The sequence below is a fragment of the Novosphingobium aeonii genome, from assembly GCF_052279045.1.
In the GTDB taxonomy this organism is placed as follows: domain Bacteria; phylum Pseudomonadota; class Alphaproteobacteria; order Sphingomonadales; family Sphingomonadaceae; genus Novosphingobium.
Window position 1 is genome coordinate 1,058,338 of record NZ_CP176832.1, and the last position, 14,744, is coordinate 1,073,081.

The 14,744-nt window shown below is 68.7% G+C and carries 11 protein-coding genes; 6 read left to right on the forward strand and 5 right to left on the reverse strand.

Translation table 11 applies throughout. The features are described from left to right. Positions 1–56: 56 nt before the first annotated feature. Positions 57–1,481 (reverse strand): protein adenylyltransferase SelO family protein, encoded by a 1,425-nt coding sequence (locus ACLIMP_RS05345; RefSeq protein WP_324698004.1) that lies wholly within the window; start codon positions 1,479–1,481, stop codon positions 57–59. Between the two features lie 65 nt (positions 1,482–1,546). On the opposite strand from ACLIMP_RS05345, the gene ACLIMP_RS05350 reads away from it, so the two are divergent. The 5 genes from ACLIMP_RS05350 (at position 1,547) to ACLIMP_RS05370 (ending at position 7,329) form a co-directional block, all read left to right on the forward strand. Then, the gene (locus ACLIMP_RS05350; RefSeq protein ID WP_054437054.1) at positions 1,547–2,407 is read left to right on the forward strand and encodes an alpha/beta fold hydrolase; all 861 of its coding nucleotides are present in this window, start codon (positions 1,547–1,549) and stop codon (positions 2,405–2,407) included. 18 nt (positions 2,408–2,425) lie between these two features. Next, entirely contained in the window at positions 2,426–3,553 is a 1,128-nt protein-coding gene (locus ACLIMP_RS05355; RefSeq protein WP_054437052.1) for a glycosyltransferase family 4 protein, read from the forward strand. Positions 3,554–3,677: 124 nt separating this feature from the next. Further along, on the forward strand, positions 3,678–4,478 hold the full coding sequence (locus ACLIMP_RS05360) for a tetratricopeptide repeat protein (protein WP_132469427.1): 801 nt from the start codon (positions 3,678–3,680) through the stop codon (positions 4,476–4,478). Between the two features lie 2 nt (positions 4,479–4,480). Beyond that, entirely contained in the window at positions 4,481–5,845 is a 1,365-nt protein-coding gene (locus ACLIMP_RS05365) for an outer membrane protein assembly factor BamB family protein (RefSeq protein ID WP_420719860.1), read from the forward strand. Positions 5,846–5,976: 131 nt separating this feature from the next. Next, positions 5,977–7,329: a methyltransferase family protein gene (locus ACLIMP_RS05370; RefSeq protein ID WP_054437049.1), complete on the forward strand. Its 1,353-nt coding sequence runs from the start codon at positions 5,977–5,979 to the stop codon at positions 7,327–7,329. Between the two features lie 78 nt (positions 7,330–7,407). On the opposite strand, the gene ACLIMP_RS05375 is transcribed toward ACLIMP_RS05370, so the two are convergent. Next, positions 7,408–8,796 (reverse strand): glutamate--cysteine ligase, encoded by a 1,389-nt coding sequence (locus tag ACLIMP_RS05375; protein ID WP_324698010.1) that lies wholly within the window; start codon positions 8,794–8,796, stop codon positions 7,408–7,410. 169 nt (positions 8,797–8,965) lie between these two features. Continuing rightward, entirely contained in the window at positions 8,966–9,709 is a 744-nt protein-coding gene (locus ACLIMP_RS05380; RefSeq protein ID WP_324698012.1) for a 16S rRNA (uracil(1498)-N(3))-methyltransferase, read from the reverse strand. Positions 9,710–9,848: 139 nt separating this feature from the next. Between ACLIMP_RS05380 and ubiA the strand changes: the two genes are divergently transcribed. Next, positions 9,849–10,763 (forward strand): 4-hydroxybenzoate octaprenyltransferase, encoded by a 915-nt coding sequence (ubiA, locus tag ACLIMP_RS05385; RefSeq protein WP_132469425.1) that lies wholly within the window; start codon positions 9,849–9,851, stop codon positions 10,761–10,763. A gap of 6 nt (positions 10,764–10,769) precedes the next feature. On the opposite strand, the gene ACLIMP_RS05390 is transcribed toward ubiA, so the two are convergent. Continuing rightward, positions 10,770–11,300 carry a hypothetical protein gene (locus ACLIMP_RS05390; RefSeq protein ID WP_324698015.1) on the reverse strand — a complete coding sequence of 177 codons (531 nt, stop codon included), beginning with the start codon at positions 11,298–11,300 and terminating at the stop codon, positions 10,770–10,772. Positions 11,301–11,303: 3 nt separating this feature from the next. Continuing rightward, a complete protein-coding gene (gene smc, locus ACLIMP_RS05395; RefSeq protein WP_443478089.1) occupies positions 11,304–14,741 on the reverse strand; it encodes a chromosome segregation protein SMC in 3,438 nt (1,145 codons plus the stop codon). Between the last annotated feature and the right edge of the window lie 3 nt (positions 14,742–14,744).

Consider the following 14,744-nt stretch of genomic DNA (forward strand, 5'->3'; position numbering starts at 1 on the left):
TGCTCTTGCACAAGTTCCCTACCGGGAAGCTAACAGGACCTGTAATCCTTTGTCGCTCAGGCGGGGAAGGGGTGGCCGGCGGGGGCGGGCGCCGGGCCGAGCTGGCGGCCCAGCTCCCGGATTTCTTCCACTTTCCCGTGAAGCGCGGACCAGTCGTCATGCTGGTCGATTTCCGCCCAGATGCGTTCCACCTCGTCGATCAGGATGCCGGGCGGGGCCTTGCGCTTCCAGAAGGGATCGTCCGCCGTCGCGGCGGGGCGATAATTGTGCATGAGCTGGCCGAACAGGTCGTTCCCGCCGTCACGCCCGCCGCGATGGCGGAAGAAGAACTGCTCCGGCGCCTCGCCGGTGGCGACCATGGCCTGCTCGGCCGCCTGGATCAGCGCGGCATCGTCCTTCACCCCCTGCGGCACCACGCCGAGACGCCAGGCGAACCGGCGGCTCATCGCTTCCTGGTAGAGGGGTGCGAAACGGTCCAGCGCGGCCACCAGCGGGGCGGTTCCCACCAGCAGGCGCAGCGCCATGGCGAGCTGGCCGCAGTTCCACAGCACCGCTTCCGGCTGGCGGCCGAAGGCATAGAGGCCGGTGCGGTCGAAATAGGCGGCGGTGAAGCGCGGGTCCCAATGCGGGAGCCAGCGCCAGGGGCCATAATCGAAACTCTCGCCCGAGATGTTCATGTTGTCGGTATTGAGCACGCCGTGGACGAAGCCCGCGACCATCCAGCTCGCGGCGAGGTCCGCCATGCGCTCCACCACCTGGTGCAGCAGGATCACCGCGGGCTGCTCGCGCCCGGGCGCGTCCTCTGGCGGCGGGCCGCCGGGGAAGGTTTCCAGGCAATAGGCGACGAGCGCGGCCATGTGGTCGCGTTCTTCCAGTGCCAGCAGGCGCTGGAAGGTGCCGATGCGGATATGGCCCTGGCTGAGCCGCACCATGACCGCCGAACGGGTGGGCGAGGGTTCGTCGCCGCGCCAGAGTTCCTCGCCGGTCTCGATCACCGAGAAGGTCTTGCTGGTATGGACGCCCAGCGCCTCCAGCATTTCGGTGGCGAGGATTTCGCGCACCGCGCCCTTCAGCGTCAGCCTTCCGTCGCCTTCGCGGCTGTAGGGGGTCTGGCCCGATCCCTTGGTGCCGAGGTCGAGCACGCGGCCGGTTCCGTTTCCGGCCCCGTCGAGCAACTGGGCGAAGAGAAAGCCCCGCCCATCGCCGATGTCGGGATTGTAAACGCGGAACTGGTGGCCGTGATAGCGCAGCGCCAGCGGCTGCGGGAGATTGCCGGGCAGCGGTTCGAAGCGGCCGAAATGCGCGGTCCAGCCGGCATCGTCCAGCCCGTCCAGCCCGACTGCCCGCGCCCACCGGTCATTTCGGAAGCGCAGGGTATGGGCCGGAAACGCCGCGGCGCTCACGGGACTGGCGATCCAGTCGGAAATCGCCTCGATACGCGGGGCAGGACGATAGGCACTTGCTTGCGGTTCGCTTCGCATCAGGCGATAGTGGCGATGCAAGGCCGGTCTAGCAAGGCGGGCGAACAGGAGGTCGCAGCTTCGGCATGACGGGTTATGAGGATCGGTTCTGGTCGAGCCGCGATGGTCTGAAGCTGCATTTTCGCGATTATCCGGGCGAATCCGAAGGAAAACCGCCGATCGTCTGTCTCCACGGCCTTACCCGCAACGCCCGGGACTTTGAGAATGTGGCGCAAGTCCTCTCGCCCCGCTGGCGCGTGATCTGCCCGGACATGCGCGGCCGGGGCGATAGCGAATATGCCCGCGATTCGGCCACTTACAACCCGCTGCAATATGGCGAGGACCTGCTGGCGCTGCTGGAGCAGGAAGGGATCGACCGTTTCGTGGCCATCGGCACCTCGCTGGGCGGGTTGATGACGATGGGGCTGGCGACGATGTTTCCCGAACGGATCGTCGCCGCCGTCATCAACGACGTGGGGCCATTCCTCGAACCTGCCGGGGTGGAGCGGATCAAGGACTATGTCGGGCAGGGCCGCAGCTATCCCACCTGGGTCCATGCCGCGCGCGCGCTGGAGGACAACCAGGGCGAAGCTCATCCCGGCCAGCCGCTGGATTTCTGGATCGGGCGCGCCAAGCGGCTGATGACGCTGTCCAATTCGGGGCGCGTGGTCTTCGATTACGACATGAAGATCGCAGAACCCTTCCTGGGGTACGACGTGGACGACCAGCCCGATCTCTGGCCGGCATGGGAAGCGCTGGCGGGCCGTCCGGTGCTGGTGCTGCGCGGCGACCTGTCCGACCTGCTTTCCGCCGCCACGCTGGAAAAGATGCTGCGCCGCCTGCCGGGGACCGAGGCGGTGACGCTGGAAAACGTCGGCCATGCCCCGACGCTGGACGAGCCGGAGGCGATGGACGCGATCGAGCGGCTGCTCGCCCAGGTTCCCTGAGCCGGACCGGCATCGGCCTTGCGCATTCTCCATCTTCATTCGAGCTTTGCCGCCGGCGGCAAGGAACTGCGCGCGGTGCGGCTGATGAACCTGTTCGGGCCGCGCATCGCCCATGCGGTGGTTTCGGCCCAGCCGGGCGCGCACGGGGCGGCGATCGTGCTCGATCCGGCGCTCGATGTGACATTCCCGGAAGATTTTCCCGGCCTCCAGGGGCGCCCCGCGCCCGCGCGTCTCTGGCGGATCGCCAAGGCGATGGCGGACTTCGATCTCGTGCTGACCTACAACTGGGGGGCGATGGACGCGGTCATGGCGCATGGCCTGTTCAGCGGGCTGCTGGGGCTGCCGCCGCTGGTCCATCACGAGGACGGCTTCAACGAGGACGAGGCGGCAGGGCTCAAGCCCGCGCGCAACCGCTACCGGCGAATCGCGCTGCGGCGGGCTTCGGCGCTGGTAGTCCCCTCGCGGCGGCTGGAGGCGATTGCGCTTTCCGCCTGGCGCCAGCCGCGCGGGCGGGTGCGGCTCATCACCAACGGTATCGATTGCGACGCCTATCTCGACCGTCCGCGGCCCGATGTCCTGCCGGGCATCGTCAAGCAACCGGGAGAGCGCTGGGTCGGCACCCTGGCCGGGCTGCGGCCGGTGAAGAACCTTCCGCGGCTGGTCCGCGCCTTCGCGCCGCTGCCGGAGCCGTGGCGGCTGGTGATTCTCGGCGAGGGGCCGGACCGCGCCGCGATCGAGGCCGAGGCCGCGCGCTGCGGAGTTTCGGGCCGGGTCCACCTGCCGGGCTTCGTGGCCGACCCTTCCCATGCGGTGGGCCTGTTCGACGTTTTCGCGCTGTCTTCCGAGAGCGAGCAGTTCCCGATCTCCGTCGTCGAGGCGATGGCGGCGGCGCTGCCGGTGGCCTCGCCCGCCGTCGGCGATGTCGCGGACATGGTATCGGTGGAAAACCGGGCGCTCGTCACGCCCCCCGGAGACGAGGCGGCGCTGGCCTCCACCCTGCTGCGGCTGGCGGGCGACGAGCGGCTTCGCGCCCGGCTCGGCGCGGCGAACCGGGCACTTGCGCGGGACCGCTACGACGAGGCGGCGATGCTCTCCGCCTACAGCCGCACTTACGGCGAAGCGCTGGGCCGGGAGCGGCTGATTTGACACGCGGACACCATTCAGCAAGGCTTCACCCCGACCGGTGCAGCGATCATCACCGTTGAAAAGCCGTGGCCATTCGCTAAACAGCCCGGCAACCATCCTGATTTCCGCAGAAAGCGCCCGCAAATTGGCTCTGCCTCCTTCCAGCAACACGCCGTCCAACCCGAAGTCCGCCGAGCGAATCGCCGCGCAGCAGGATGTATTCCTGCGCGAGGTCGATGATGCCCTGCGCCAGGACCAGGTGGAGGGCTTCTTCAGCCGCTATGGAAAGCCGGTGCTCGCGGCGGTTGTCCTTGCGCTTCTCGCCTTCGGCGGCTGGCTCTACTGGAGCCACCGCCAGACCCAGCAGCGCGACGCCAATGCCGAGGCCTATGTCCAGGCGCTCGACAGCATGAAGGCGGGCAACCTCGATGCCGCCAAGGGCAAGCTCGAACCGCTTGCGGCGCAGGGTTCGGGCGGCAGCCCGACTTCGGCCAAGCTGCTGCTGGCCGGGATCGCCGCCGAACAGAAGCGCGTGCCGGATGCGGTCAGGCTCTATGGCGAAGTGGCGAACGACGCCAAGGCGCCGCAGCCGCTGCGCGACCTTGCGGCCGTGCGCGGCGTCGCCGTCAATTTCGATGCGATGAAGCCCGAAGACGTCGTGGCCCGACTCAAGCCTTATGCCGCGCCGGGCAATGCCTGGTTCGGCGTTGCCGGCGAAATGGTCGGCATGGCCTACATCAAGATGAACAAGCAGGACCAGGCCGGTCCGCTGTTCGCCGCCATCGCCAAGGACGAGCAGGTCGAAGCCGGCCTGCGCAGCCGCGCCCGCCAGCTCGCCGCCGTGCTCGGCGTCGATGCGATCGAGGATGTCGTCGATGAACGCGGCGAGCCGATCGGCAAGCCTGATGCCAAGACGGGCGCGGTTGCCGCGCCCGCCGGAGAATGACAATGGTTGAGACTAAGCGCATGACGGCATCGGTGTTCAAATCCAGCCGTGCGAAGGTCGTTCCGCTGATCGCGCTGGCGCTCGTCGCCGGCCTTTCCGGGTGCAAGTCGAACAGCAAGGGCCCCAAGACCCCCACCGTGGGTGAACGCGTGCCGATCCTTTCGCGAATCGAAAGCGGTGCGAAGGTCGATCCCTCGCTCGAAGCGGTCTCGGTGATCCTGCCCCCGGCCGAAGCCAATGCCGAATGGGCACAGGCGGGCGGCAATGCCGGCAAGTCCTACGGCCACCTCGCGCTGGCCGACCATCCGGGCAAGGTCTGGACCGCGCAGATTGCCGGTTCCACCCCCCGCGCCCGTCTGGCCGCAGCGCCTGTCATCGGCGAGGACAAGCTCTTCGTGATGGACACCGCGGGCGTCGTCCACGCCTTCGACGCCAAGACCGGCGCGCACTTGTGGACCAAGGACTTCGCCGTTTCGGGTGACGGTTCGCAGTCGATCTTCGGCGGCGGCGTCAGCTACGATTCGGGCAACCTCTACGTCACCACCGGCCTCGGCGAAGTCGCCGCGCTCAAGGCGGCGGACGGCAGCCAGATCTGGACTAAGAAGCCCGGCGGCCCGCTGCGCGGTTCGCCGACGATCTCGTTCAACTCGGTCTACGTGATCTCGCAGGACAACCAGATCTTCGCGCTCAATGCCGCCGACGGCAATGTGCTGTGGAACGAGTCCGGCTCGCTCTCGCAGGCCGGCGTGTTCGGCGTGGCGGCTCCGGCGGCCGGGCAGGGCACCGTGATCGCGGGTTATTCCTCGGGCGAACTGGTGGCCTACCGTTACGAGAACGGCCGCCAGCTCTGGTCTGACGCACTGGCGCGCACTTCGATCTCGACCGAAGTGGGCAGCCTTACCGACGTCGACGCAGACCCGATCATCGATCGCGGCCGTGTCTACGCGCTGGGCCAGGGCGGCCGCATGGCCGCTTACGAACTCGTCACCGGGCAGCGCATCTGGGAGCTCAACCTCGCGGGCATCTCGACCCCGATTGTCGTGGGAGACTGGGTCTTCACGCTGGATGATCACGCCGAGATTCTCGCGATCGCCCGCACCACCGGCAAGGTCCGCTGGCTGACCCAGCTCGCGCGCTACGCCAAGGAAAAGAAGCGCAAGGGTCCGATCTTCTGGGTCGGCCCGGTGCTCGCCGGGAACAAGCTGTGGGTCGCCAATTCGCGCGGCGAAGTCGGCACCGTCGATCCCACGACCGGCAAGCTGACGCCCTTCGTGGAACTGAGCGATGCCGTTTCGCTGGCACCGGTCGTGGCCAACCAGACGCTCTACGTGCTGGACGATTCGGGCCAGATCAGCGCTTATCGTTGAACGGCCCCGCTCATGGGCCCCGTCCATCGGCGGCATCCTGAAAACGGCTCGTGCCTCCCGGGAGGCGCGGGCCGTTTTCGCATCCCGCTGCGTTTCTCACCCCTTAACCAATTGCGGCTAGTCCCTCGGGCATGAGCAGCGCCCCGAATTCCGCGAAAGACCTGCCCCCGAGCGACGTTTCCGCCGGTGTCGGCCTGTCCGGGCTGGCGGCGCTGCTTGCCTGGCTCATGGTCTGTCGCAACTGGGCCGCCATTGCCGAAGCCCTGGCGCTTCCCGGCCCGCACGCACCGATGAGCGGGCCTTACGCCTCCGTCGCCACGCTTTTCGTGACGGGCACGGCGATGGCGCTCTGGTCCGTGTTCGTGGACAAGGTCCACCGCCGCCCTTCCACCGGAATCGACTGGAACCTGCGCCGCCCGCTCGCCGAAGCGGTGGACGTGTCAGTCACCAAGCTGGCCGGGCTCTGGGCCACCTGGGCGCTGATAGGCGTGTTCTACTGCATCGGCCGCTGGTACTGGGACGGGCAGTACCTCTTCGCGATGGAGGTGATCGGCGCTGCGGCGCTGCCGGTCTTCGTGCTCTCGATCCCCTATGTGCTCTGGCTGGATCGCCGGCTGATCGATCCGCGCGACCAGGCCTGGCACTTCGGCGCCCTGCTGATCGGCCGCGATGCCTGGGACGTCGAGGCGGTGAAGAAGCATGGCCGCGCCTGGGCCATCAAGGCCTTCTTCGGCGCCTTCATGATCTCGATCCTGCCCGGCGGCTTCGCACAGGTCGTCGAGGCGAACTTCGGTGCCATGGTGCACGATCCGGTCCCGCTCGCCTCCACGGTGATCGCGCTGCTGTTCCTGATCGACGTGCAGATCGGCACTGTGGGCTACATCTTCACCTTCCGCCCGCTCGATGCCCATATCCGCAGCGGCAATCCCCTGCTGGCGGGCTGGGTGGCGGCGCTGATGTGCTATCCGCCCTTCGTCTGGGGCACCATGGGCCGTGCCGACGTGCTGGGCTACGAGGTCAATACCCCCGGCTGGTCCTACTGGCTGGCGGGCCACGATGCGCTGCTGTGGCTCTGGGCGGGGTTCATGGTGTTCCTCACCGCGGTCTATGCCTGGGCGACTTTCGCTTTCGGCCTGCGCTTCTCCAACCTCACCTACAGGGGCGTGCTGACCAACGGGCCCTATCGCTTCACCCGGCATCCCGCCTACCTGTCGAAGAACCTGTTCTGGTGGACTTCGACGCTGCCGTTCCTCGTCACCAGCCACGCGCTGACCGACATGGTGCGCAACACCGTGCTGCTGGGGGTGGTGAGCGGCATCTACTACTGGCGCGCGCGGACCGAGGAAGCGCACCTGCTGGCCGAGGACGCGAAGTACCGCGCCTATCATGCTTGGATGGCCAGGAACGCGCCGATCACGCGGACGCTGACGAGGCTGGGCGAAAGGCTGCGGCCGAAAGTGCGTGAGCCGCAGGCGGCGGAATAGGGGAAGGCCCTCGCGGTGGCGCTCGGCGCCGCGAAGAGGGCAGGGGAGCCAGGCCCCCTGCCTTAGCCCTTCGGTTTCCTAGAAGCTCTTCAGTGCGTAGACCTTCGACAGGTCGCCGCCCCATTCGCCGTTGTACAGGTCGAGCAGGCGCTGCGCCGGAACCTTGCCGGTGGCGACGATCTCGGCCAGCGGTTCCAGGTAGCCGGTCTCGTTGTCTCCGCCGGCGTTGAGGCGGTTGCGCGAGGCCAGGCCCGAGCGGGAGATGTTCAGCACTTCGCCCGCGATATCGCGCAGGGTACCGCCGCCGCCGCGGAACGACTGGGGCAGTGGTGCGTCGAGGCCCAGTTTCGGCACCGAATTGCGCAGCCGTTCGCGCCCTTCCATGTCCCAGTCCTTGACCAGGTCCCAGGCGGCGTCGAGCGCGGCCTGATCGTAGAGCAGGCCGACCCAGAAGGCGGGCAGGGCGCAGATACGGCCCCACGGGCCGCCATCAGCACCGCGCATTTCGAGGAACGACTTGAGCCGCACTTCGGGGAAGGCGGTTGAAAGATGGTCCGTCCAGTCCGAGATGCGCGGACGTTCGCCGGGGAGCACCGAAAGCTCGCCCTTCAGGAAGTCGCGGAAGGAATGGCCGGCCGCGTCGATGTATTTGCCGTCGCGGAACACGAAGTACATCGGCACGTCGAGCATGTAGTCGACGTAGCGCTCGTAGCCGAAGCCGTCCTCGAACACGAAGGGCAGCATGCCGGTGCGCGCGGGGTCAGTGTCCGACCAGATGTGGCTGCGGTAGGAAAGGAAGCCGTTGGGCTTGCCCTCGGTGAAGGGAGAGGCCGCGAACAGCGCGGTGGCCAGCGGCTGGAGCGCAAGGCTGGTGCGGAACTTCTTCACCATGTCCGCCTCGCTCGAATAGTCGAGGTTGACCTGGATGGTGCAGGTCCGCAGCATCATGTCGAGCCCCATGGAGCCCACGCGCGGCATGTGCCGCAGCATGATGTCGTACCGGCCCTTGGGCATGATCGGAAGCTCTGCGCGGGTCTTGTCGGGCCACATGCCGAGGCCGAGGAACGCCTTGCCGATACGATCGCCGATGGTCTTGACCTGGGCGAGGTGGCGGCCGGTTTCGGCGCATGTCTGGTGCAGGTTTTCGAGGGGCGCGCCCGAAAGTTCGAGCTGGCCCGCCGGTTCGAGGCTGACGGTGCCGTCGCTGCCCTTCATCGCGATGACGTTGCCGCCCTCGATGATGGGTTCCCAGCCGAATTCGGTCAGCGCCATCAGCAGGTCGCGGATTCCGCCTGTTTCGGCATAGGACGGCGCGTGGTGATCGCCCGTGTCGTAGACGAACTTTTCGTGCTCGGTACCGATCCGCCACGCATCGCGCGGCTTTTCGCCCGCGGCCATCGGCGCGGCGAGTTGGTCCAGGCTTTCGATCACCGGATCTTCGCGATCCGAAACCTCACGGGTGCTCATGGGCGCGGAGTTAGTGCGGCCCGCCGCCGGACGCTACAACTTTTTGTACCGAGCGGTTTGTTTCTTTCCGAAACGGCGGTTTCCTGAGGTTTCGCAAGCATGGCGCGCCGGTTCCCGGCTGCCGCTCGCAGCGGGGTATCGGACCGCTTCAAGGCGTGGCCGCAGTGCTTCACCAGTCGCCCGCGGTGGCCATCCACAAGGCGGTGGCGCCGATGCTCGCCGTCTCGCCCCGCAGGATCCGGGGGCCGAGCGTGATCGCCCGCGCCATCGGATGGGCGCGGATGAGAGCACGCTCTTCCTCGTCGAACCCGCCCTCAGGCCCGACCAGCAATGCCGCCGGACCGGCGTGCGCCGCGAACTGCGCGGCCGCCGGGGCGCCGCCGGTCTCGTCTGCGAAGAACAGCGTGCGGCCTTCCGGCCAGTCCCGCAGTAGCGCTTCCAGCTTCAACGGCCCGGCCAGTTCGGGCAGGGCGGTGCGGGCGCACTGCTCGGCCGCCTCGGTCACGATGGTGAGCGCGCGTTCGGGGTTGAGCTTGTCCGCCACGCAGCGGCGCGTGATGACCGGCTGGATGCGCGCCACGCCGAGTTCGGTCGCCTTCTCCATCACGAGGTCGAAGTTGGGCTTCTTGAGCAGCGCCGCGCAGAGCCAGAAGTCCGGCACCGCCTCGCGTTCGCGCAAATGGTCGCGCACTTCCAGGATCACGTCGCGCTTGCCGGCGGAGGTGACGGCACAGGCCCATTCGCCGGTTGCATCGTCGCACAGGATCACCGCGTCGCCGGGCGCGACTCGCATGACCTTGGACAGGTAATGCGCCTGCCCGCCATCGATCACGACGCTGCCGTTCGCGGCCAGCGGGCCGGTGACGAAAAGGCGCGGCGCGCTGCGCGGGGGCCATGCGGGGGTGGCGGCCATGGTCTTGTCGAAACTCCTGAAAACGGGGGCCTGCTTGTCGCGCGAAGCGGCTGCGGGCGCAACCGGGCGCGGGCGTGCACATGTGCACTAAGCACGTTCGGCCATGACATTCCGGTTTCGATGGGCTACTCGTCCGGGCGTGAGCGACTCTCTTCTCGTCCCGGATACGCAGCACCGCGGGCTCATTTCTGCCCTGCCGGCCAAGCCGCGCGCCTACGCCATGCTGGCCCGTTTCGATCGACCGATCGGCTGGTGGCTGCTGTTCTGGCCTTGTGCCTGGGGCGTGCTGCTGGCGGGCGGAGAAGCGCGCTGGGGACTGGTCCTCTGGCTCCTGCTCGGCTCCATCGTCATGCGCGGCGCGGGATGCGTGCTGAACGACATCGTCGATGCCGACCTCGATCGCAAGGTGGCCCGCACCGCGACGCGCCCGGTCGCCAGTGGGCAGGTCAGCGTCAAGGCGGCGTGGGTCTGGCTGCTGTCGCTCTGCGCGATCGGTCTCGTGGTCCTGCTGCAATTGCGCTGGCAGGCGCAGCTCGTGGCATTGGGCAGCGTTGCCCTGGTGGCGGCCTATCCTTTCATGAAGCGGATCACCTGGTGGCCGCAGGCATGGCTGGGCATGGTCTTCACCTGGGGCGCCCTGGTCGGCTGGGTGGAGATCCGGGGAGACAATCTCGCGGTGATCGCCGCGCTCTATGCCGGGTCGATCTTCTGGTGCATCGGCTACGATACGATCTACGCGCTTCAGGACCGCGAGGATGACGCCGTTGTTGGCATCCGTTCCTCAGCCCTGCGTCTCGGCAACCACGTTCGCGGCGGTGTCGCCGGGTTCTACCTTCTGGCGGTAGCGTTCTGGGCTCTGGCCTTCTGGACGCTGCGGCATGACTGGGTGGCGCTGGTCGGCCTGCTGCCGGTGGCTCTGCACCTCGGCTTCCAGGTCGCTACCCTCGATACCGAGGACGGCGAGAATGCGCTCGCGCGGTTCCGCTCCAATCGCGACCTTGGCCTGGTCATGGCGCTGGCCTGCTGGGTGGTCGGCAACGCCGGTATCCTCTGAGCCCGTTCAGGCTTCGGCCGCCTTGCGCACGGCGGCAAGGATGCGCCTGCGGATGAGCCCGCTCACCGGACGGATCAGCAGCCAGTAAGGCCGGAATTTCCGCCGCGATCCTTCGTCCGGGCAGAACACCCGGGTCCGCGTGGTCAGCCGGTGCGTGCCGCCCGCTTCCGGCGCCAGTTCGAAACCGAGCGCCAGCTTCGGGACACCCGCTTCGCCGAAAGCCCGGAAGGCCGCGCCGCCTGCGATCTGGCGCAGGCCGTAGTCGGCCTGCCAGAACTGCCCCACCAGCCCGTAGACGAGTTCGTGCTCGCCGCGCTCCAGCAGGGTGAAGTTCCGCATTCCGAAAGGCTCTGCACCGCGCCGCCCGGTCAGCCGGGCAGGCACTTCGCGCAAGCCGATCATGATGCGGAAGAACGTATCCTCTTCCGGCCTGTAGGCCGCGACGGCATCGAGGATCGTCGCCGCATCGGCGGCGATCCGGCAGGCGTGAACTTCCGAGAACTGGAAGCGGGGCAGGTAGCCGTCGATGAGCGACACGGCCTATTCCGCCGCCAGCAGTTCCTCGGCGCCGACCAGATCGACGCTGACCAGCCGCGAAACGCCCTTTTCCACCATCGTCACACCGAACAGGCGGTGCATGCGGCTCATCGTCACCGCATTGTGAGTGACGATCAGGTAGCGCGTGTCGGTTTCCTGCGTCATCGCTTCGAGCAGGTCGCAGAAACGCTCGATATTGGCGTCGTCCAGCGGGGCGTCGACTTCGTCCAGCACGCAGATCGGCGCGGGATTGGTGAGGAACAGCGCGAAGATCAGGGCCACGGCGGTCAGTGCCTGTTCGCCGCCCGAAAGCAGCGTCAGCGACTGGAGCCGCTTGCCCGGCGGCTGGGCGAAGATTTCGAGGCCGGCTTCCAGCGGATCATCGGAATCGACGAGCGCGAGATGGGCCTGCCCGCCCTGGAACAGCCGCGAGAAGAGGTGGCGGAAATGGCCGTCCACGGCTTCGAAAGCCGCACGCAGCCGTTCACGCCCCTCGCGGTTGAGATTGCCGATCGAGCCGCGCAGGCGGTTCACCGCCTCGGCCAGCTCCGCCTTTTCGGTGATGCTGGTGCCAAGCTGGCTTTCCGCCTCCGCAAGTTCGGTGGCGGCCACGAGGTTGACCGGACCGATCCTTTCGCGATCGGCAACGAGGCGTTCCATCGCCGCGATCTCGGCCTGCGCCTCGCCGACCTCGGCCGGGGCGAATTCGAAACGCTCGGGCAGGACGGGCGGCGGGCACTGGAAGCGCTCGCCCGAAACGCGGGTCATCTCGACGCGGCGGGCGTCCTCGTTCTCGGCGCGGGCGGCGGCCCCGGCGCGATGCTCGCGGGCGCTGGCCAGCAGTTCCTGCGTGGCGGCCAGCGCGGCATCGGCCTTGCGGGCGGCGTCCGTCACGAAGGCGACGGCGGCCTCGGCCTTGCCCAGTTCCTCGGCGATGCGATTGCGCACGGCTTCGCCCTGCTCGATCTGCTCCATGAGCGAGGCGGGCTTCGCGGCCACGACGGCACGCTCGCTCTCGATCTCCTCAAGCCGCCCGGCCATCTGGGCGAGGCGGTTGGCGGCATCTCCGGCGCGTGCCTGCCAGTTGCGGATATCGCCGCGCTGCGAGGCGGTGCGTTCCCGCGCGACGGCCAGCCCCTGATCGTGCGAGGCGAGGGTTGCCGTGGAAATCTGGAGGGTCGCCCGGGCGCTGTCGTTCTTTTCGCGCGCGGCTTCGAGCCCGGCGCGGCCCTTCTCGGGGTCGGGCAGGACGGAGCGCTTGCCTTCGGCGACGGCGATGTCCTGTTCGGCGGCCTGGCGTTGTTCCGCCAGATCGCCCAGCGCACGATCTACCTCGGCGCGGCGGCTTTCCTGGCGGACGCGGGCATCCTCGGCCTGATCGGCGGCGCGCAGGGCGCCGCGTTCGGCATTGGCGGCATCGGCGATCGCGCGTTCGGCGGCGACGAGGGCGGCGGCGTGGGCGGAAAGCTGCTGCTGTACTTCGGCCTGCCGTGCCTCGGCAGCGGCAACGGCCTCCCGCAAAGGCGGAAGCTGGGCGGCGAGCTGTTCGAAGCGGTTCTCCGCCTCCAGCCGGGCCGCTTCGGCCGCGCCTTCGCCGCGCGCGACGAAACCGTCCCAGCGGCGCAGCGCACCGGCGCGGGTGACGAGCCATTCGCCGGTGCCGAGCTGGCGGCCATCGTCTTCATCGACGACATGGACGAGGGCAAGGCGCGCCGCGAGTTCCGCGGGGCACCGGGTGACGTGGGCCGCCAGGCTGTCCTTCACCGCAGCCGGAGCCTGCGCGCCGGTCCAGAAGCGGCCGTCCGCACTGGCGATTTCGCCGAGCGGGGCCTTGGAATCGCGGCCGAGCACGGCGGCGACGGCCCGTTCGTAGCCGGGGGCGACGCGCAGGGCATCGATCGCGACCGGCAGGCCATGCGCGGCCTTGGCGCCCTTGGCGCGGGCTTCGCGGTCCTTGAGCAGGGCGCCGTGTTCGCGCTCGATCCCGGTCAGGTCGGCGCGGGCGCCGGCCAGCGTCGATGCGGCGGCATCGCGTTCGGCCTGAAGCGCGGTCTTGCGGGCCTGCTGCGCGTCCAGTCCCTCGCGCGCGGCGGCAAGGGCGGCGGTGGCGGCTTCGGCCCGGGTCCGCGCATCGGTGACGGCGGCCGCGAGATCGCCCGCCGCGTCAAGCGCCTCGACTTGCGCGGCAAGGCGCGCGGCTTCGGCGGCGAGCCGGTCCAGCCGGCTGCGCGCCTGCGAGAGTTCGGCTTCGGCGATGCGCCATTCGGCCTCTACCCCGGCCTGCGCGGCGGTGGCCTGGGCGAGATCGAGTTCGGCGGCGCGAGCCGCGCGGTCTGCGCCTTCGAGGGCATTGGCGAGGCGCGGGCGCTGCGCTTCGTCGATTTCGAGCTGGCGGGCACCATCGGCCAGTTCGCGTTCGAGCCGGGCAAGCGCTTCCGCGGCGTCGCGGGTCATGCGGTCGGCATCGCCGCGATCCTCGTCGAGCCGGTTCTTCTGGCGATCGAGGTCCCGGAGGCGCTGTTCGGCGGCTTCGAGCTGGCTGGTCAATGTGGCCATGCGGTGGCCCTGCGCGCTGGCGTCGTCGCGGCGGTCGGCCAGTTCGTCACGCGCTTCGACGAGCGCTTCGGCGGCCTTGGCCTGCGCATCCTGCGCCTGTCTGGCGGCATCCTGTGCGGCGGTCACCCGCGCTTCGGCACCTTCGGATTCCTTGCGTGCAGCCTCGGCGGCCTGCGCGGCGTCGCGCCAGCGGGCGAAGACCAGGCGGGCTTCGGCCAGGCGGATCTGGTCCGACAGGGCCTTGTAACGCTCTGCCGCCTTGGCCTGTCGGCGCAGGCCGGCGACCTGCTTGTCGAGCCCGGCCATGAGGTCTTCGAGGCGCGAGAGATTGGCCTCGGTGGCGCGCAGCTTCTGTTCGGCGTCCTTGCGGCGGACGTGCAGGCCGGCGATGCCCGCCGCTTCTTCCAGCATGGCGCGGCGTTCGGCGGGCTTGGCGGCGATGACGGCGGCAATGCGGCCCTGGCTGACGAGCGCCGGACTGTGCGCGCCGGTGGCGGCATCGGCGAAGACCAGCGACACGTCCTTGGCGCGCACGTCGCGGCCGTTGATGCGATAGGCGCTGCCGGCGCCGCGCTCGATGCGGCGGACCACTTCGAGTTCCTCGCGCGTGCCGTTGGCGTCCGGCGCGGTTTCGGCCTGCAGCACCACTTCGGCGAAGGCGCGGGGCGGGCGGGTGGCGGTGCCCGCGAAGATCACGTCCTCCATGCCGCCGCCGCGCATCGACTTGGCCGAGCTTTCGCCCATGACCCAGCGGATCGCTTCGAGGAGGTTGGACTTGCCGCAGCCGTTCGGGCCGACCACGCCGGTCAGCCCGGGCTCGATGCGCAGTTCCGCCGGTTCAACGAAGCTCTTGAAACCGCTGAGCTTGAGCCGTCTTATGCGCATCTT

Excerpts from the sequence above, each read along its gene's own strand:
- ACLIMP_RS05345 (WP_324698004.1), bottom strand. The coding sequence starts at position 1,481 with ATGCGAAGCGAACCGCAAGCAAGTGCCTATCGTCCTGCCCCGCGTATC.
- ACLIMP_RS05350 (WP_054437054.1), top strand. The coding sequence starts at position 1,547 with ATGACGGGTTATGAGGATCGGTTCTGGTCGAGCCGCGATGGTCTGAAG.
- ACLIMP_RS05365 (WP_420719860.1), top strand. The coding sequence starts at position 4,481 with ATGGTTGAGACTAAGCGCATGACGGCATCGGTGTTCAAATCCAGCCGT.
- ACLIMP_RS05370 (WP_054437049.1), top strand. The coding sequence starts at position 5,977 with ATGAGCAGCGCCCCGAATTCCGCGAAAGACCTGCCCCCGAGCGACGTT.
- ACLIMP_RS05375 (WP_324698010.1), bottom strand. The coding sequence starts at position 8,796 with ATGAGCACCCGTGAGGTTTCGGATCGCGAAGATCCGGTGATCGAAAGC.
- ACLIMP_RS05380 (WP_324698012.1), bottom strand. The coding sequence starts at position 9,709 with ATGGCCGCCACCCCCGCATGGCCCCCGCGCAGCGCGCCGCGCCTTTTC.
- smc (WP_443478089.1), bottom strand. The coding sequence starts at position 14,741 with ATGCGCATAAGACGGCTCAAGCTCAGCGGTTTCAAGAGCTTCGTTGAA.